Source organism: Cupriavidus sp. 96C5-1, assembly GCF_057798855.1.
Window position 1 is genome coordinate 55,995 of sequence record NZ_JBYOJU010000037.1, and the last position, 17,604, is coordinate 73,598.

General features: G+C 68.3%; 17 protein-coding genes. 7 read left to right on the plus strand and 10 right to left on the minus strand.

Annotated features, from left to right (window positions below):
- The first annotated feature begins 80 nt into the window (after positions 1-80).
- The gene (locus tag AC3FOF_RS31830; protein WP_488728838.1) at positions 81-857 is read left to right on the plus strand and encodes an SDR family oxidoreductase; all 777 of its coding nucleotides are present in this window, start codon (positions 81-83) and stop codon (positions 855-857) included.
- A gap of 14 nt (positions 858-871) precedes the next feature.
- On the opposite strand, the gene AC3FOF_RS31835 is transcribed toward AC3FOF_RS31830, so the two are convergent.
- A complete protein-coding gene (locus AC3FOF_RS31835) occupies positions 872-1,738 on the minus strand; it encodes an SDR family NAD(P)-dependent oxidoreductase (protein WP_488728839.1) in 867 nt (288 codons plus the stop codon).
- Between the two features lie 272 nt (positions 1,739-2,010).
- On the opposite strand from AC3FOF_RS31835, the gene AC3FOF_RS31840 reads away from it, so the two are divergent.
- The 6 genes from AC3FOF_RS31840 (at position 2,011) to AC3FOF_RS31865 (ending at position 6,790) form a co-directional block, all read left to right on the plus strand.
- Positions 2,011-3,588: a DUF1302 domain-containing protein gene (locus AC3FOF_RS31840; protein WP_488728840.1), complete on the plus strand. Its 1,578-nt coding sequence runs from the start codon at positions 2,011-2,013 to the stop codon at positions 3,586-3,588.
- Between the two features lie 54 nt (positions 3,589-3,642).
- A complete protein-coding gene (locus AC3FOF_RS31845; protein WP_488728841.1) occupies positions 3,643-5,022 on the plus strand; it encodes a DUF1329 domain-containing protein in 1,380 nt (459 codons plus the stop codon).
- Between the two features lie 84 nt (positions 5,023-5,106).
- A complete protein-coding gene (gene dmpE / locus AC3FOF_RS31850; protein ID WP_488728842.1) occupies positions 5,107-5,889 on the plus strand; it encodes a 2-oxopent-4-enoate hydratase in 783 nt (260 codons plus the stop codon).
- Positions 5,868-6,014, plus strand: coding sequence for a hypothetical protein (locus tag AC3FOF_RS31855; RefSeq protein WP_488728869.1), 147 nt, complete (start codon positions 5,868-5,870; stop codon positions 6,012-6,014). The genes dmpE and AC3FOF_RS31855 overlap by 22 nt, the downstream gene beginning before the upstream one ends.
- Before the next feature lie 150 nt (positions 6,015-6,164).
- Positions 6,165-6,398, plus strand: a complete 234-nt coding sequence (locus AC3FOF_RS31860) for a type II toxin-antitoxin system Phd/YefM family antitoxin (RefSeq protein WP_276266389.1) — start codon at positions 6,165-6,167, stop codon at positions 6,396-6,398.
- Positions 6,395-6,790 (plus strand): type II toxin-antitoxin system VapC family toxin, encoded by a 396-nt coding sequence (locus AC3FOF_RS31865; protein WP_488728843.1) that lies wholly within the window; start codon positions 6,395-6,397, stop codon positions 6,788-6,790. Before AC3FOF_RS31860 ends, AC3FOF_RS31865 begins: the two co-directional genes overlap by 4 nt.
- 93 nt (positions 6,791-6,883) lie before the next feature.
- Here AC3FOF_RS31865 and AC3FOF_RS31870 read toward each other — a convergent pair whose 3' ends face one another.
- The 9 genes from AC3FOF_RS31870 to AC3FOF_RS31910 all read right to left on the minus strand — a co-directional run bounded on the left by AC3FOF_RS31870 (position 6,884) and on the right by AC3FOF_RS31910 (position 17,562).
- Positions 6,884-7,960 carry a 3-ketosteroid-9-alpha-monooxygenase, oxygenase component gene (locus tag AC3FOF_RS31870; RefSeq protein WP_488728844.1) on the minus strand — a complete coding sequence of 359 codons (1,077 nt, stop codon included), beginning with the start codon at positions 7,958-7,960 and terminating at the stop codon, positions 6,884-6,886.
- Positions 7,961-8,104: 144 nt separating this feature from the next.
- The gene (locus AC3FOF_RS31875) at positions 8,105-10,576 is read right to left on the minus strand and encodes an efflux RND transporter permease subunit (RefSeq protein ID WP_488728845.1); all 2,472 of its coding nucleotides are present in this window, start codon (positions 10,574-10,576) and stop codon (positions 8,105-8,107) included.
- A gap of 55 nt (positions 10,577-10,631) precedes the next feature.
- Positions 10,632-11,612 (minus strand): WD40/YVTN/BNR-like repeat-containing protein, encoded by a 981-nt coding sequence (locus AC3FOF_RS31880; RefSeq protein ID WP_488728846.1) that lies wholly within the window; start codon positions 11,610-11,612, stop codon positions 10,632-10,634.
- 71 nt (positions 11,613-11,683) lie between these two features.
- Complete coding sequence (locus AC3FOF_RS31885; RefSeq protein WP_488728847.1) at positions 11,684-12,886, minus strand: acetyl-CoA C-acyltransferase; 1,203 nt, start codon at positions 12,884-12,886, stop codon at positions 11,684-11,686.
- Between the two features lie 19 nt (positions 12,887-12,905).
- Positions 12,906-13,361, minus strand: a complete 456-nt coding sequence (locus AC3FOF_RS31890) for a MaoC family dehydratase (protein WP_276264264.1) — start codon at positions 13,359-13,361, stop codon at positions 12,906-12,908.
- 40 nt (positions 13,362-13,401) lie between these two features.
- Positions 13,402-14,217 carry an SDR family oxidoreductase gene (locus tag AC3FOF_RS31895; RefSeq protein WP_488728868.1) on the minus strand — a complete coding sequence of 272 codons (816 nt, stop codon included), beginning with the start codon at positions 14,215-14,217 and terminating at the stop codon, positions 13,402-13,404.
- Positions 14,218-14,222: 5 nt separating this feature from the next.
- Positions 14,223-15,449 carry an acyl-CoA dehydrogenase family protein gene (locus tag AC3FOF_RS31900; protein WP_488728848.1) on the minus strand — a complete coding sequence of 409 codons (1,227 nt, stop codon included), beginning with the start codon at positions 15,447-15,449 and terminating at the stop codon, positions 14,223-14,225.
- A gap of 26 nt (positions 15,450-15,475) precedes the next feature.
- Positions 15,476-16,672 (minus strand): acyl-CoA dehydrogenase family protein, encoded by a 1,197-nt coding sequence (locus tag AC3FOF_RS31905; protein ID WP_488728849.1) that lies wholly within the window; start codon positions 16,670-16,672, stop codon positions 15,476-15,478.
- Between the two features lie 14 nt (positions 16,673-16,686).
- Positions 16,687-17,562, minus strand: coding sequence for an SDR family oxidoreductase (locus tag AC3FOF_RS31910; protein WP_488728850.1), 876 nt, complete (start codon positions 17,560-17,562; stop codon positions 16,687-16,689).
- Positions 17,563-17,604 lie beyond the last annotated feature (42 nt).

Consider the following 17,604-nt stretch of genomic DNA (forward strand, 5'->3'; position numbering starts at 1 on the left):
TTTTCAGACTACGAAGCGTCCCGTGGATTTCCCTAAGATCGCACTGACCAGCAAGGCAACGAAACCAGGGAAGAACAGCGATGACGGAATTCGACTTCAGCGGCAAGACGGTATTGGTGACAGGCGGCGCGCGCGGCATTGGCCGCGCCATTGCCGAGGGTTTCCTGGCGGCGGGCGCCCGCGTGTTCGCCTGCGGGCGCACGCCGCCTGAGGTTGAAGGCGCGCAGCCCTGTCAGGCGGAGTTCATCACCGCCGACATCCGCGACGCCGAACAGGTGGAGGCCCTGCTCGCCCGCATCGTGGACAGCATGGGCTCTCTCGATATCGTGATCCACAACGCCGGTGGCGCGCCCTTCGCGCTCGCCGCGGACGCCTCGCCGCGCCTGATGGAATCGATCATCCGGCTGAACCTGGTGGCGCCGCTGCAACTGGCGCAACGCGCCAACGCGCGCATGCAGCTCCAGGCCAGCGGCGGCACCCAGATCTTCATCGGCAGCGTGAGCGCGCTGCGTCCCTCCCCTGGCACCGCCGCCTATGGCGCGGCCAAGGCGGGCATCCTCAATGCGGTCCGCTCGCTGGCGGTGGAATGGGCGCCGCGCGTGCGGGTCACGGCCGTCAGCCCAGGGCTGGTACTGACCGAGGCGGCGCAGCAGCAACACTACGGAGATCCGGCCGCGCTCCGGCAGGTGGCCGATACGGTGCCACTCGGGCGGCTTGCTGACCCGCGCGACATCGCCGACGCCTGCCTCTTCCTGGCCTCGCCGCACGCGGCCTATGTGTCGGGCGCCAACCTGGTCATCGACGGCGGCGGCGAGCGCCCGGCCTTCCTCGACGCCGCGGCCCACCAGGCGGGCTGAACCGCCCGGCGCGCCTACTCGACCTTGGCCGGATGCGCCTGCACCGGCCCGCCCAGCACCGAGCGGTAGGAAACGGGCGCCTTGCCGTCGATATCGCGTATGCCGTAATCCTGCGCAATCTCGGCGCTGATCAGCACCTGGCCGGACTTTTCCATGAGGGCGGGATCGCCGTGCAAGGCGAGAATGACCTTGCCGGTGAACTCCGGGCTTTCCGCGCTCGGCGCAAAGGCGGCATACTTGTCAGGCTCGCGTTCCCAGACCCGCAGGGTGCGCTCGGTGCGCAGCGGGCCCATCCAGACCGATACCGCGGCCACGCCATGCGGCCGCAAGTCGACCGCCATGTCCTTCGCGAACTTGTCCAGCCCGGTCTTCTGCGCGCCGTAGGCCGGCCCATGCATATAGCAGCTCGCCCCGAAGGACGAAGTGAACACCATCAGGCCGCGCCCGCCCGCCACCATCATGGGCGCCGCATGCCAGCTCGCCACGTAGGCCGAGCGCAGGCCCACGTCGAGAATGTCCACCAGGGCCAGCGGCTTCTCCCAGAAGCCGCCCGGCTCGATCAACTGGTCATGCAGGAAGGTGGCGTTGTTCACCAGGATGTCCAGCCGCCCCGCTTCGTCGCCCACCTGTTCGAACAGCCTGCGCACCCGCGCATCGTCGCGATGGTCGCACGCCACCGCGATGCCCTTGCCGCCGCGTGCATCGATCTCACGCGCGGTCTCGTGGATGGTGCCGGGCAGCGGCGCCTCGCCATTGCGCTCGGTACGTCCCGTGACATACACCGTCGCACCGGCTTGCGCCAGCGCCAGCGCGATGCCCTTGCCCGCGCCGCGCGAGCCGCCCGTGACTACCGCAACGATGGATTCCTTTCCACTGCGCATCGCATTCCTCCTCAGTGATTGATTCCCGCGCCGCGATCTCGCCGCGCAGGACGATGCCCGACGCTAACGCGCATGCCGGCGCGCTTCATCCTCCGTTCGGACTAGCGGCTCGTGCATACGTCCGCAAGCACGGCGTCTAGGGGAAACCGTCTAGTCCGTTCTGACGATTCCGCACCCTCCCTCGCTCATTACGCTTCCCCTCAAAGAAAAAAACACAAGACGTGCCAGGTCAATGCATCACCGCGCATCACCAACACCATAAGGGGAGACATATGCAATCGCCGCGAACGGGTTCAACAACGGCTGCATCACATCGCACATGCAGGCTGCGGCCAGCCGCCATCGTCTCGGCCATCGCCGCGGCGATCACGCCGGCCGCCTGGGCGGGCAACACCATCGACCTTGGCAACGATACGTCGCTCAACTACTCCTTCACCGCCACCTACGGCGCCGCGGTCCGCACCGGCGGGCGGAGCGGCGCGCTGCTGTCGCCGGCCAACATCAACGGCGACGATGGCGACCGCAACTTCAAGCGCGGCGACATGATCGCCAACCGTGCCACGCTGCTTGGCGAAGCCAACCTCCAGCGCGGCGAGTTCGGCGTGTTCGTGCGCGGCAGCGCCTTCTACGACCACGCCTACCGCACCTCGAACTCCAACGATGCGCCCGCCACCGTCAACCACGGCGGCGCCTTCAACGCGTTCACCGGCTCGGCGCGGTACTACCATGGCCAGCGCCTGCAGCTGCTGGACGCCTACGCCTACGGCACCTTCGGCATCGACAGCACGCGCCTGAACATCAAGGTCGGCAACCAGGTGGTGGCGTGGGGCGAGAGCCTGTTCTTCCCGAACATCGCCGGCGCCCAGGGCCCCGCGGATGCCACCAAGTCATTCGTGCCGGGCGCCGAGGTCAAGGACATCCTGCTGCCGGTGCCGCAGCTCGCGCTGCAATGGCAGGTCAATCCCGACCTCAGCCTGCTCGGCTACTACCAGTTCACCTACAAGTCCAACCAGCTGAGCGCGCCCGGCAGCTACTTCAGCACCACCGACATCGTCGGCCCCGGTGCGCAGTTCATCATCGGCCCGGGCGGCTTCCAGATCCCGCGCGGGCCGGACATCAACCCGTCCAACTCCGGCCAGTGGGGCCTGGGCACGCGCTTGCGCGTGTTCGGCGACACCGAGATCGGCCTGTACCGGCTGCATTACCACGACAAGAACCCGAGCGTGGTGACCTCGCTGTTCCCGACGCTGCAATACCAGCAGAAGTTCTTCGGCGACATCAACCTGACCGGTGCCAGCTTCTCCACCCAGATGCTCGGCGCCAATATCGCCGGCGAAGTCAGCTACAAGGACGGCGTGCCGGTCCTGGTGAACGTCGCCGGCTCGCCCACCGCCACCCGCGGCAAGGTGCTGCAGGGGCAGCTCTCGGCCATCTACGCCATCGGGCCGAGCTTCCTGGCCAACTCCCAGAACCTGCTCGGCGAGATCGCCTACCAGCACGTCATCGGCGTGAGCCCGGTCAACGGCTTCAGCACGCTGACCAACACCACCAATTCGGCGGCGCTTCAGCTCGGCTGGTCGCTGACCTACAACAACGTCTTCGACGGCTGGGACATGACGGTGCCGCTCACCTATTCCCAGGCCCTCAGCGGCAAGTCGGCCGTCGCCGGCGCCTTCGGCTCGCTGACCGGCTTCGGCGACCGCCGCGCCAGCGTGGGCGTGACCTTCAAGTACCTGAATAACCTCGAAATGAACCTGACGTACGCCATGTTCATGGGCGGCGCCAACACCGTCAACCGCCCGCTGGCCGACCGCAGCTACATGGCATTCAACGCGAAGTACTCGTTTTAACGTTTTGCGAGGCCCGTGTCCGCAAGGGCCGGCTTCATTCCCAGGAGCACACTCATGCAACAGCATACGAAGAGAACGATCCGCGGCACCCTGCTGGCCGCCAGCATGATGCTGGCCGTCGCCGCCTACGCCAAGGTGACGCCGGAAGAGTTCAAGCAGCTCGATGACAAGCTCACGCCCATGGGCGCCGAACGGGCTGGCAGCAAGGATGGCCAGATCCCCGCCTGGAGCGGGAAGTGGCTCGGCGCGCCCGCGGGTGTCCAGTGGAAGCGCGGCGAGCGCTTCCCGGACCCCTACGCCGCGGAAAAGCCGCTCGCCGTCATCACCGCGCAGAACATGGCGCAATATGCCGACCACCTGACCGAGGGCACCAAGGCCCTGTTCAAGAAGTACCCCGACACCTTCAAGATGCCGGTCTACCCGAGCCACCGCGATTTCCGCTATGACGAAGCGGCCTACAGGAATATCCGCCTGCTCGCGCCCGAGGTCAGCATGACGGCGGACGGCAATGGCCTGAAGAACGCGCCACCGCAAGTGCCCTACCCGATCCCCAAGACCGGCCTGGAGCTGATGTGGAACCTGCGCTTCGCCGCCGCCATCGGCTCGGAATCGTCCACCTACGGCCAGGCGGTGGTGTATCCGGATGGCAATATCGCCTGGGGCCGCGTGCGCTACAACATTTTCTCGCCCCGCAATGCGGCCACCTTCGACGCTAAGAGCGAGCTCAACAGCAAGACCTTCTTCCGCAGCGCAACCGTGTTGCCACTGCGCGATCGCGGCACGCAGCTGGTGGGCTATGAGCTGTGGGACCAGGAAGGCGCCAACACCCGCCGCACCTGGCAATACAACCCCGGTACGCGGCGCGTGCGGCAGACGCCGGAGTACGGCTTCGACCAGCCCTCCGGCCCGGGCGGATTCCGTACCGTGGACGACGACCGGCTCTTCAATGGCTCGGGCGAGCGCTACAACTGGAAGGTGGTGGGCAAGAAGGAAATCTACGTGCCCTACAACAACTACAAGCTGATGAGCACCTCGGTGAAGTACCAGGACATGCTCGGCAAGGGCCACGCCAACCCGGACCTCATGCGCTACGAGCTGCATCGCGTGTGGGTGCTGGAGGCCTCGCTGAAGGAGGGCTTCCGTCACCAGTACGCCAAGCGGGTGCTGTACCTCGACGAGGACACCTGGATCGCCGCGACCGCCGAGAACTACGACGCGCGCGGACAACTGTGGCGGGTCAACCTGGCGAGCTCCGTGTATGCCTATGACGCCCAGCGCTTCTACACGGCCACGGTGTTTTATCACGACCTGGTCTCAGGCGCCTACTTTGCCGACCGCCTGACCAACGAGGAGCCGATGCCGGTGCTCAACCACAGCCCGGAATTCAACGAGGCCTACTTCTCGCCGGACGCCGTGCGCGGCTCGGGCACCTGATACCCCCCTCCGGCCCCACCGCAGGTTCGCGCGGACCCATGCCAACGGCATCGGTCCGCCGCGGCCATCGAGTCCCTTGCTCCCATGAAACCTGACCTGATCGCCTCGCTAGGCGAGGAACTCCACCAGGCGCTGACCGCGCGCGTGCCGGTCGCTCCCCTGAGCGGACGCGGCCACCCGATCACGGTGCGCGACGCCTACCGCATCCAGCAGCAATTCGTCGCGCGCCGGCTGGCGCGGGGCGACCGCATCACCGGCAAGAAGATCGGCGTCACCAGCCTGCCCGTGCAGCAGATGCTGGATGTGCACCAGCCCGATTTCGGCATGCTGCTGGCCAGCATGCAGCACCCGGATGGGCACGCCATCCCCGCCGGCACGCTGATCCAGCCGCGCGCGGAAGGCGAGATCGCCTTTTTCCTCAAGCGCGACCTGCGCGGCCCCGGCGTGACCCGCGCCGACGTGCTGGACGCCACCGAGGCGGTCTCCGCCTGCTTCGAGATCGTCGACTCGCGCATCCGCGACTGGCGCATCCGCATCGAGGACACCGTGGCCGACAACGCTTCCTGCGGCCTCTACGTGCTGGGCGAGGAGCGCGTCAGTCCGGCCGGCCTCGACCTCGCCGCCTGCGCCATGACGCTGGAAAAGAACGGCGCCGTGGTCGCCACGGGGCAAGGCAGCGCCGCCCTCGGCCATCCCGCCGAAGCGGTGGCCTGGCTGGCCAATACGCTGGGCGAGCTGGGCATCGGCCTGCTCGCCGGCGAGACTATCCTGTCCGGCTCGCTCGCGGCCCTGATTCCGGTCACGGCCGGAGACCGCCTGCACCTGCGCATCGACGGCATCGGCAATTGCAGCACCCAATTCACCTGACGCCGGCGGCCATCGGCCCCTTCTGCGTGGTCGAACCGGGGCGCCAGCGGCTGGTTGGCGGTCAGGAGGACATGATCGAGGCCACCGCCATGACACTGGCGCGGGAGCGTGGGTTGCTGGCTTGAAGGGGCGCAATAGACCCCCATACTCACCCTGGCCGCCCACCGCGGCCAGGGCAGATGCCTACTTCATCACTCGCGCTCAAAAGAATGACCGGCTCTCCCGGTCATCCTCATTTAGAATATATGACCATAGGCATATGACCAGGAGCAGAGATGGAAAGGCAAGTCTCGAAATCGGACTTCAAGGCACATGCGCTGGAGTACTTCCGCGAGGTTGAGGACTCCGGTGAACCGCTGGTGGTGACCAACCATGGCAAACCGGTCCTCGAAGTCCGGCCGTATCGGAGTACCTCGCGTAGCCCGCTGGAAATCCTGCGCGATTCCGTGGTGCGCTACAACGCACCAACCGAGCCAGTGGACGCGGATGATTGGGAGGCAGCGCAGTGATCGTCCTGGACACGCATGCGCTCGTTTGGTGGGTGAGCGGCGATCCGCTGCTGAGCAGGAAAGCAAAGGCAAGCATCGAGAAGGAACTGGACGGCGGTCAGATCCTGATTTCATCCATTTCCGCGTGGGAAATCGCAGCGCTGGTGGCACGTGAGCGCCTTGTGCTTTCGATGGATGCGACAAGCTGGTTCGCCACCGTGGGGCAACTCGAGGCCGTGCGCATAGTACCCGTAGATGCTGAGATTGCCATCAAGTCGGTAGAACTTCCGGGCGTGTTCCACAAGGATCCGGCCGACCGCATGATCGTGGCCACTGCGCGCAAGTTTGCCGTGCCGCTGGTAACGAAGGACGAGAAGATCCGCGCCTACCCGCACGTCAAGACGGTCTGGTAACAACCTTCGTAGCCGGTCGGACGCCGTGATGCGAGACAGCGCCGACCGAGCAGCCGGAGGCTGCGACTGGCTAGCCCGTCGCAGCCTCCACTCCTACCCCTCGAACACGTGATGCAACGCCGGCGGCTCGATCCCGGCAATATTGAGCTCGAACTTGCGCCGCGCCACACTGCCCGGCCGCACGTCTTCAATGTCGGTGTAGAACTGCCCGTACCAGTCGCGCATCTGGTAGATCGGGCCATCGCCCTCGCACAGCAGCGGGTTGTCGATGCGGATCTTGCTGTCCCAGATCACCACGTCCTCGTAGAAAGCGCCGCGCGCCTGCTCCACGTAGGCCTGCGCCACGGCGCGGTTCTGCGCTTCCGACAGGCCCGGCACGCGCTTTACCAGCACGCCGTAGCGCAGCTCGAAGCTGTTGACGTCCACCGGCACATGGCAATTGAGCAGGATGGAGTGGATCGGCTGGTCGCCCATGCGCCCGCTCATTTCAGTGATGTGGTACGCCGGGCCAAAGTAGGTGGAGAGCGCGGTCAACTGGTCCTCGCCGGAGAGCCTGGCGCTGCGGCCGATCATCAGCTGCGAGCCCTTGTGGCCTTCGAACAGGTTGGCGAAGTAATCGACCGGGGCGCCGTGCACGGTGCCGAAGTGCGCCATGTCGGAGATGTTGTCGACCAGCTCGCGGCAGTTGGTGTGGATCAGCATCTTGTCCAGCGCCCAGTCCGACCACTCGCCGGAGAAGCAGGCCTCGATGCGCGGGATGGCCACTTCCGGCAGCGGCGCATTGCCTTGCGGGTCATGCCAGATGAACAGCAGCTTGTTCTGCTCGCAGGTGGTCCAGCTGCCGATGCGCGCCTTGGGCGGCACGCGCTTGCAGTAGGGGATCGATTTGCAACCGCCGTCGCCGCCCCATTGCCAGCCGTGGAACGGGCAGGCGATGGTGTCGCCCTGCACGGTGCCCGTGCTGAGATCCGCGCCCATGTGCGGGCAATAGCCGTCGATGATCTTGATATTGCCGGCTGAATCGGCAAAGGCGGCAAGGCGCCGCCCGAAGATGTCGAGCCGGTGGGGCTGGCCATCCCTGTAGTCGTCCGCCAGCCCGAGGCAGTGCCAGCCGCGCGCGAAGCGGGCCTCGGGTGGCCGGGATTCAATCTTGTAGCCTTGTGTGGACATGTCTTCTCCTGATAGTTCTATGCGCTCTGCGGCCCCTGATCCGGCACGCCTCCGCGCCGGACCGAGGGTCACGCACCACGATACGGAGCGGGCGCGAGCGGATCATCGTCCCTTCGGACTAGAACCGGCCTGCGGCGCGGCCGCTCATGCCGCGTCCGACTTGAGCACGCGCTCGCCGGCAGCGGCCATATCGGCCGCGCGCGCCTGCGCGCCAGCGGTCTTCCTGCCGGCACGGGCGCGCTCCTCTTCCTCCACGCCCAGCCAGCTGGCCAATGCCGGAAGCAGGAATACCGCGCCGAACAGGTTGACCATGAACATGAAGGCCAGCAGGATGCCCATGTCCGCCTGGAACTTGAGCGCGGCGAAGGCCCAGGTGCCCACCCCGATGCACATCGTCATGGCGGTGAACAAGGCCGCCGTGCCGCGCTGGCGCATGGCTTCGGCGAACGCCTGCGGCAAGCCCTGGCCTTCCTCGCGCAACTGGTGCTGCATGCGCTCGTAGAGATAGATGCCGTAATCGACCCCCACCCCCACGCCCAGCGTGATCACCGGCAAGGTGGAGACCTTCAGGCCGATCCCCAGCCATGCCATCAACGCATTGCACAGCATGGACACCAGCGTCAGCGGCACGATGATGCAAAGCACCGCACGCCAGGAGCGGAAAGTCAGCAGGCACAGCAGCGTGATGGCGCCGAAGATCGCCAGCAGCATGGTCACTTCGGCCTCTTCCACTGCTTCGTTGGTGGCCGCCATCACGCCGATATTGCCGCCACCGAGGCGGAAGGCCACGTTGGGCGTATGGTCGGCGGCGATGAAACGCTGGATTTCCTTCACGATATGGGCAATGGTGGCCCCTTCATGGTTGGCGGTGTAGATCAGTACCTGGATGGCCTGGCAGTTCGAGGTGTTCATGCCATTGTCCGGGTCGAAGGCCTTGGCGCCCTGGCTCAGGCCTTCGCTATTGCGTGGCAGCGCCTCCCAGCGCGGATTGCCTTCGTTGTAGGCCCCGATCACCACCTTGGCGAGCGAGGGCACGCTCACCACCGACTGCACCCCGGCCACGCCGCGCAGGTTCATCTCGAAACGTTCCACCGCGCTCATCACCGGATAGTGCAGGCAGGCGTCGTCGAAGCCCTTGGGCTCCACCACCACCGTGAGCACGTCCACGCCGATGTTGTACTGGCCGACGATCTTCTCGCTGTCGCGGTTGTAGCGCGAGTCGGCGCGCAACTCGGGCGCGCCGTTGCCGATATCTCCAACCTTGAGCCCGCGCGACTGCAGCGCGCCCACCGCCAGCAGCGCCAGCGACACGCCGAACACCGCCAGCGCCGGCCCCGGGCGGGCAAAACGGCCGAACCGGTCCCACGAGGCGCCGTGCCGCCCCCCGCGCGCGCGGGCGGCCGCCACCACGCCGGGTTCCAGGCGCGTGTACGACAGCAGCAGCGGCAGGAACACCTTGTTGGTCACGATCATCAGCAGCACGCCCAGGCAGGCGGTAATGCCCAGCTCGCGCACGATCTCGATCTCGATGCGCATGATGACCATGAAGCCCAGCGCATTGGTCAGCAAGGCCACCGTGCCCGGGACAAAGAGCTTGCAGAAGGCCGCGCGGGCGCTCTCGACCGGATCGTGGCCCTGCACCACTTCCTGCTTCCAGGCATTGGTCATCTGCACCGCGTGCGAGACCCCGATGGAGAAGATCAGGAACGGCACCAGGATCGACATCGGGTCGATGCCATAGCCGAGCAGCGGCAGCAAGCCGAGCAGCCAGGCCACCGGCAGCAGCGCCACCACCAGCGCCAGCAGGGTGATGCGCAGCGAGCGTGTGTAGAAGTACAGCATCAGCGCCGTCACCACGAAGGCCAGCGCGAAGAACACCATCACCCCGGCGATGCCTTCCTCCACGTCGCCCACCAGCTTGGCAAAGCCGATGACATTGACCTCGACGTCGGGGCCGGCGAAACCGGCGCGGATCTTCTCCAGTTGGCGCGCCACTTCGCCATAGTCGAGCGCCTTGCCGGTGACGGGATCGACTTCGCGCAGTTCGGCGCGGATCAGTGCGGACTTAAGGTCATTGCTCACCAGGCGGCCGATCTGGCCGGAGCGCGCCACGTTGCGGCGCACCTGGTCGAGCTGCTCCGGCGAGCCGGAGAAGCGGCCCGGCACCACCACGTCGCCGCGGAAGCCTGCTTCGGTCACCTCGGTGTAGCGCACGTTCGGCGTGAACAGCGAAAACACCCGCGCGCGGTCCACGCCGGGGATGAAGAAGACCTCGTCGGTGGCCCGGCGCACCTTGTCCATGAAGGCCTGGTTGTAGATATCGCCCTCGCCCTTCCAGCGCAGGCTGACCAGCACGGTATTGGCACCCGAGAAGGTGCTGGCGTACTTGCCCAGCACCTGCATGTAGGGATGCTGCAGCGGGATCATCTTGTTGAAGCCCGGATCGAGCCGCAGGCGCGTGGCGGACAGGCCCATCGCCACGGTCATCGCCAGGCACAGCACCAGCAACAGGCGGCGGTGGCGGATCAGCAGGTCCGCGCAACGCGCGACGAAGCGGCTCAAGCGGCTCAAGCGGGTCGTGTCGGCCCGAGGGCCGGAGGTGTCGGGGCGGGTCATGGCGTTCTCGCTTCTATGCAATGCTGTGGGGTGCGAAGTTGCGGCTGGGAGAGGATCAGGGCGCGGCATCCGGGGCCAGCATGAAGCGGGAAATCCCTGCGTTGCCGGCCAGCGTCAGGGCCCCCGCGCCGGTCGCCGGGATCAGCGCCGCCAGCGTCTGTGCGCTGCCGCCGGCCACCGGCTTGAAGTGACGCCCGCCGTCCGCCGAGACGGCCAGCATGCCGCCCTGGCCGGCTACCACGATGCGGCCGTCCGCCAGTTGCACGCCGCCGAAGAACGAGGTCTTGAGCCCCACCTCGGCGGCCTCCCAGCTGGCGCCGAAGTCGGCGCTGCGCAGCACGTTGCCGCGCATGCCGTAGGCTAGCCAGGCGCCGTCGCGCAAGGGCAGCACGCCGTAGAGCGAGCCCTCGTAGGGCACCCTTAGCGTCTCCCAAGTGGCGCCGCCATCGGCGGAGCGTAGCACCAGGCCGTTCTCGCCCACCAGCATCATGCGGCCCTGGCGGTCGCCGGCGATGCCGTTCAGGTGCTTGTCCTGCATCTGTGGCGTGGCGGCGGACTGCCAGTGCGCGCCCTGGTCGCGCGACACCAGGAAGCGCCCGAAGCTGCCGATGGCGAACCACGGGCCCGCCGCCTGCCCCCACACGCCCAGCAAGGGGTCCGACTGCGCCGCATCGAAGGCCACCTGCCGCCAATGCTCGCCGCCATCCGTGGTGCGCAGGATCCAGCCGCCATGGCCTACCGCCACGCCGACCCTATCGTCCTTGCCGCCGGCGAAGGCAAGCTGCGTGAGCGCCGCGCCATGCTCCGGCGTCACGCTGGCGAGCCGCCAGTGCGCGCCTTCGTCGTCGCTGAGCAGGATGGTGCCGCGCTCGCCGACCGCCACCAGGCGATCACCGGCGCGCGCGATGCCGTTGAGCTGCAGGCGATCCGCCCGCAGCGCGGTGGCGGCGAAGGCAGGCAACGGCCGCGGCGAGAAGGACCATGCCGCGGCAGCCAACACCGTCAGCGACATGGCGATGCCAATCACTCTTTTCATTGTCGTCTCCTCCGTGCCGGGGGCATGGCCGGCCTTGTGCTGGCCGTTCGCACTGCTACCGGCAATGGCCGCTATAGCACGTCGAACAGCGCGGCGGCGCCCATGCCGCCGCCGACGCACATCGTCACCACCGCATGTGCCGCCCCGCGCCGGCGCGCTTCGAGCAAGGCATGCGCGGTCATGCGCGCGCCCGACATGCCGAAGGGATGGCCGATCGCAATGGCGCCGCCGTTGACATTCAGGCGCTCGTCCGGAATGCCGAGCATGTCCCGGCAATACAGCACCTGGCAGGCAAAAGCTTCGTTCAGCTCCCACAGGCCGACGTCCTTGACCGTCAGGCCGTGGCGCGCCAGCAGCCTGGGCACGGCGAATACCGGGCCGATGCCCATCTCGTCCGCCCCACAGCCCGCCACGGCCATGCCGCGATAGCGGCCCAGCGGGCGCAAGCCACGGCGCTCGGCCTGCTCGCGGCTCATCAGCAGCACTGCGGCGGCGCCATCCGACAGTTGCGAGGCATTGCCCGCGGTGATGTGGAGTCCTTGCGGCACCGCGCGCCCGCCGCTCCATACGGGCTTGAGCGCGGCCAGGCTGTCGGCGCTGGTATCCGGCCGGTTGCATTCGTCCTGCGCGAGGCGCACGGTCTCGTGCCCGGTGAGCGCGCCCGCCTTGTCGAACAGCGCGCGGCGCGTCTCCAGCGGCACGATCTCGTCGTCGAACAGACCCTGGCGCTGCGCCTCGGCGGTGCGCTGCTGGCTGCGCAGCGCGTACTCGTCCTGCGCGGCCCGGGCGATGCCATAGCGTTGCGCCACCACTTCGGCGGTCTCGATCATTGCCATATAGGCGTCGGGCTGCCGCGCCAGCACCGCCTCGGATTGCGCGCGGTAGGCGTTCTTGTGCCGGTTCTGCGTCAGCGAGATCGACTCGGCGCCGCCGGCCACGACGATGTCGGTCTCGCCGCAGATGATGCTTTTCGCGGCCGTGGCGATGGTCATCAGCCCCGACGAACACATGCGGTCCATGGTCATGCCTGGCACGCTGTCGGGCAGGCCCGCCGCCACCGCGCACAGCCGGCCCAGGTTGTAGCCCTGCGTGCCCTGCTGCGCGGCGGCGCCGATCAGCACGTCGTCGACCTCGGCCGGGTCGATCCCCGCCCGCTCCACCACGGCGCGCACCACGTGCCCGCCCAGCGCCGGCGCCTCGGTATCGTTGAAGGCACCACGGAACGCCTTGCCGATCGGCGTACGCGCCACGGCGACAATGACTGCTTCTCTCATGCAGCTTTCCTTGGAAGGATCAAAAATAATAGCGGCTGATGGTGTCGGCCACGCAGGCCGGCTTGTCCTCGCCTTCGATTTCCACGCTGACGCGCACCACCGACTGCACGCCGCCGGGCAATGCCTCGGCACGCACCAGTTCACCGACCCCGCGCAAGCGCGAGCCAACCCGGACCGGCGCCGGAAAGCGCACCTTGTCGCAACCGTAGTTGACGCCCCAGCGCAGGTTCTCCACCGTCAGGATCTCCGGCAGGAACTGATTGACCAGCGACAGGGTGAGATAGCCGTGCGCAATACAGGCACCGAACGGGCCCTGCGCGGCGCGCTCGGGATCCACATGCAGCCATTGGTGGTCTCCCGTGGCCTCGGCAAAGCCGTCGATACGCTCCTGCGTGACGACGGTCCAGTCGCTCTGGCCTAGGCGCTCGCCCACGGCGCCCATCAGCGCCTCGGCGGAATCGAACACTCGCGGCATGGTTATTTCCATTGTTTGATCCAAACCTCTCCTGACTTCTCTATGCTCGCTGACTGCTTACCGGCAGCACTTCGCCCGTCATGTAAGAGGCGTAGTCACTAGCCAGAAACACCATCACATTCGCCACCTCCCAGACTTCCGCCGCCCGCCCGAAGGCCTCGCGCGAGGCCAGTTCACGCAGCAGCGCCGCCGGCGCCGACTTGCGCAGGAAATCGTGCAGCGCGATACTCGGCGCCACCGCATTGATGCGCACGCCATACTCCGCCGCTTCCACCGCGCTGCACCGCGTCAGCGCCATCACACCGGCCTTGGCCGCGGCGTAGTGGGCCTGCTCCTTCTGCGCCCGCCAGCCCAGCACCGAGGCGTTGTTGACGATGGCGCCGCGCCGGCGCGCCTGCATGTGCGGCAGCATCGCCCGTGTCATGCGGAAGGTGCCGGTAAGCGTAATGTCGAGCACCCGCGACCACTCGGCATCGTCCATCTCGACTAGGCGGCGCGAGCCGCCGAGCCCAGCGTTGTTGATCAGCACGTCGGTGCCGCCCAGGGCCTCCTCTGCCGCCGCCACCAGCGAGCGCACCTGGGCCTGGTCGGAGACGTCGCAGAGCTGGCCGTGGATCGCCTGCAGGCCGGTCTCGGCGCGCAGGGTTGCCACGGCCTCAAAGAGCCGCTTCTCGTGGATGTCGGAAATCATCAGCGCGCGACAGCCTTCTTCCGCGCAGCGCCGAGCAGCGGCAAAGCCGATGCCGGCGCCGGCGGCGGCCGTGACCAGCACGCTCTTGCCGGCCAGCAACTGGTGTCCGGCCACATAGGCCGGCGGGGGTAGCGGGGTGCCGGCGGCCGGCTGCTTGTCTGCCATTTCAGTCATGACTGTCCTCTGGCCTCGCGGGGCATGCCCAGCCCGCGCTCGGCGATGATGTTGAGCTGGATTTCGTTGGTACCCGCGTAGATGGTGTCGGCGCGCGAGAACAGCGCCATCTGCTGCAGGCGCGTGCGGCGCGCGTCGGCTTCGTCGATGCGGTTGGCGTCCGGGCCGAGCACGTCGAGCGCGAGCTGGCCCAGGTCGCGGTGCCAGTTGGACCAGTAGTACTTGTAGATCAGGGCCTCGCGCCGCAGCGGCGTACCGGCACCGGCCGTACCGCCCTGCTCCGCGCCATCCAGCATGCGCAGCGCGTTGTAGCGCATCACCCGCAGGCCGGCCCAGGCGCGCGCCAGGCGCTGGCGCAGCGGCGCGTCCTGCCACGCGCCGTTCGCGCGCGCGGCCTCGGCGATCCAGCCCAGCTCGTGAGTGAACTGCATCTGCTGGCCCAGGGTGGAGATGCCGCGCTCGAAGCCCAGCAGCGCCATGGCGATGCGCCAGCCGTCGCCCGGCGCGCCCAGCACGTCGCCGGCGGCGGCGCGGGCGCCATCGAAGAACACCTCGTTGAATTCCACGCCGCCACCCATCTGGCGGATCGGGCGGATCTCCACGCCCGGCTGCGCCAGCGGCATCAGCAGGAAGACCAGGCCCTTGTTGCCGCGCGAAGCCGGCTCGCAGCGCGCCAGCACGAAGATCCAGTCCGACTCGTGGGCCAGCGAGGTCCACACCTTCTGCCCGCTGACGCGCCAGTCGCCGGTGGCGGCATCGCGCTCGGCGCGGGTGCGCACGTTGGCCAGATCCGAGCCTGCGCCCGGCTCCGAGTAGCCCTGGCACCAGAACTCGGTGCCATTGCGGATGCCCGGCAGGAAGCGGGCCTGCTGCGCCTCGCTGCCGAAGGCGATCAGCGTGGGACCGATCAGCCCTTCGCCGATATGGCCCATGCGGCCCGGGCCGCCGGCACGCGCGTATTCCTCCTGGAAGATCACCTGCGACATCACCGGCAGGCCGCGCCCGCCATGCGCCTGCGGCCAGCCCACGCAGGTCCAGCCGCCTTCGGCCAGGCGCCGCTCCCAGGCCTTGCGCAGCCCGGGATGCGCCTCTTCGTCGCCGGGGCCGCCGCGATGTTTCAGGCAGGCGAACTCGCCGCGCAGGTTGGCGGACATCCAGTCGGCCACCTCCGCGCGCAGTTGCGCCTCCCCGGCGGAGGCGCTTTGGTTTTCCTTCGAATCCATGCTTATCCTTGCGCTGCTGAGTTGGCTCATGCGGCCAGCAGGCCGTCGGCGATGCGGGCGAGCGCGGCGGCGGCGCCCCCCAGCCAGCCGCTGGCGGCTTGCGCGCGCTTGAAATAGAGCTGGGGGTCGTATTCCCAGGTAAAGCCGACGCCGCCGTGCAGCTGGATGGCCTCCTGCGCGCAGAAGCCGAAGGCATCGCCAGCGGCAAGGCGCGCCGCGGCAATATCGAGCCTGGCTGCGTCCATGGCGCCACCTTCCGCGCCCGCCTGCCAGGCCCGCGCGGCGCCATGCACAGCCGAGCGCGCGGCTTCCACCGCCACCATCATCTGCGCGCAGCGGTGCTTGACCGCCTGGAAGGAGGCGATCGGCCGGCCAAACTGGACGCGCTCGGCGGCATAGGCCACGGTAAGGTCGAGGCATTGCTGGGCTCCGCCGAGCTGCTCGGCGGCGAGCATCAGGCTGGCATGCCACATGGCGGCGCCCACACCCACAGCCACCCCGGCACCTTGCGCCAGGCAGACTTGCGCCTTTACCCGCAGCCCGTCGAACACGAGCTCGGCCAGCGGCCGGGTCCGGTCCAGCACCTCCAGCCGGCGCAGCGCGAAGTCCGGCTGGTCTGCCAGCGCCGCCGTTTGCAGCACGAACAGTCCCGGTTGCCCGGCCCCGTCCCCGGACAGCCGCGCTGGCACCAGCAGCCAGTCCGCGCCGGCAGCGTCGAACACCTGCGCAACCCGCCCCTCCAGCACGAAGCCGTCCCCCGCCGCGGTAGCGGTGACGGTCAGCGCATCGGCATCGAGCAGGCCGTCCGCGCCGGGCGCCAGCCAGGCAGGCAGGGAAAGCGCGGCGCGTGCCTCGCCCTGCGCCAGCCGTTCCAGCCAGGACGCGGCGGCCTCGGGCGCGAGGCTCCCCGCCAGCGCCGGTGCCGCCAGGCAGATGGCCGACCAGTACGGCACGCAAGCCAGCCGCTGGCCCATCTGCTCCATCAGCAGCGCCAGCTCGACCGCGCCCAGCCCGGCGCCGCCAGCCGTTTCCGGCAGGGCGATGCCGCACCAGCCCAGCTCGCTGGCGATTTCCCGCCAGAGCGCGGTGTCGTGGCCTTCATGCGCCGTGCCCGCAACCGCGTCCACCACGCGCCGGACCGCCGCCGAATCGCTGCGCACGGCCAGGAAGTCCCGTGCGGTGTCGCGGATCATCTGTTGTTCCAGGGAGAGCGTGAAGCGCATCGTCCGTCCCCGCCTCAGGTGCCGTAGACGCGTTGCGCGGGCTCGGCGCGGGCGAGCAGTGCGTCGATCGCGCCGCCCAGCTCGGCCGCTTGCCAGCGCGCGCCCTTGTCGGTGCTGGCGCCGGTGCGCCAGCCGTCCGCCAGCGCGACCATGCCGCCCGCCGCCTCGAACATGCGGCCAGTGACGTGGCGCGAAGCCGGGCTGCCGAGCCAGACCACCAGCGGCGCGATATTGGCCGGATCGTAGTAGTCGAAGCCTTCCGCCGGTGCCTTCATCATCTCGGCGAACACGCCTTCGGTCATGCCGGTGCGGGCCGCTGGCGCGAGCGCGTTGGCGGTAATGCCATAGCGCTCCAGTTCCGCCGCCTGCACCAGCGTCAGCGCGGCAATGCCGGCCTTGGCGGCGGCATAGTTGGACTGGCCCACCGAGCCTCGCAGCCCCGCGCCGGAGCTGGTGTTGACGATGCGCGCATCGACGGGCCGCCCGGCCTTGGCCGCGTCGCGCCAGTGCCGGGCCAGCAGGTTGGCCAGGCAGAAGTGGCCGCGCAGGTGCACGCGCATCACCTCGTCCCAGTCCGCCTCGCTCAGGCCGACGAACATGCGGTCGCGGCAGATGCCGGCATTGTTGACCAGCACGTGCACCTCGCCGAACGCCGCCAGCGCGGCATCGACGATGCGCTGGGCCGTGGCCAGTTGCGTGATGTCGTCGCCGCTGGCGAGCGCCTGCCCGCCCTGCGCGCGGATCTGCGCGCATACCGCTTCGGCCGCCTCGCGGCGAATATCGTTGACCACCACGCCGGCGCCTTCGGCGGCGAAGGCCAGCGCGTAGGCGCGCCCCAGGCCGCTGCCGGCGCCGGTGATGATGACGGTCCGTCCGTCGCAGATTCCCATGTCGCTACTCCCCTGTCCTGTTGCTTGCACCGACGCGCCGGG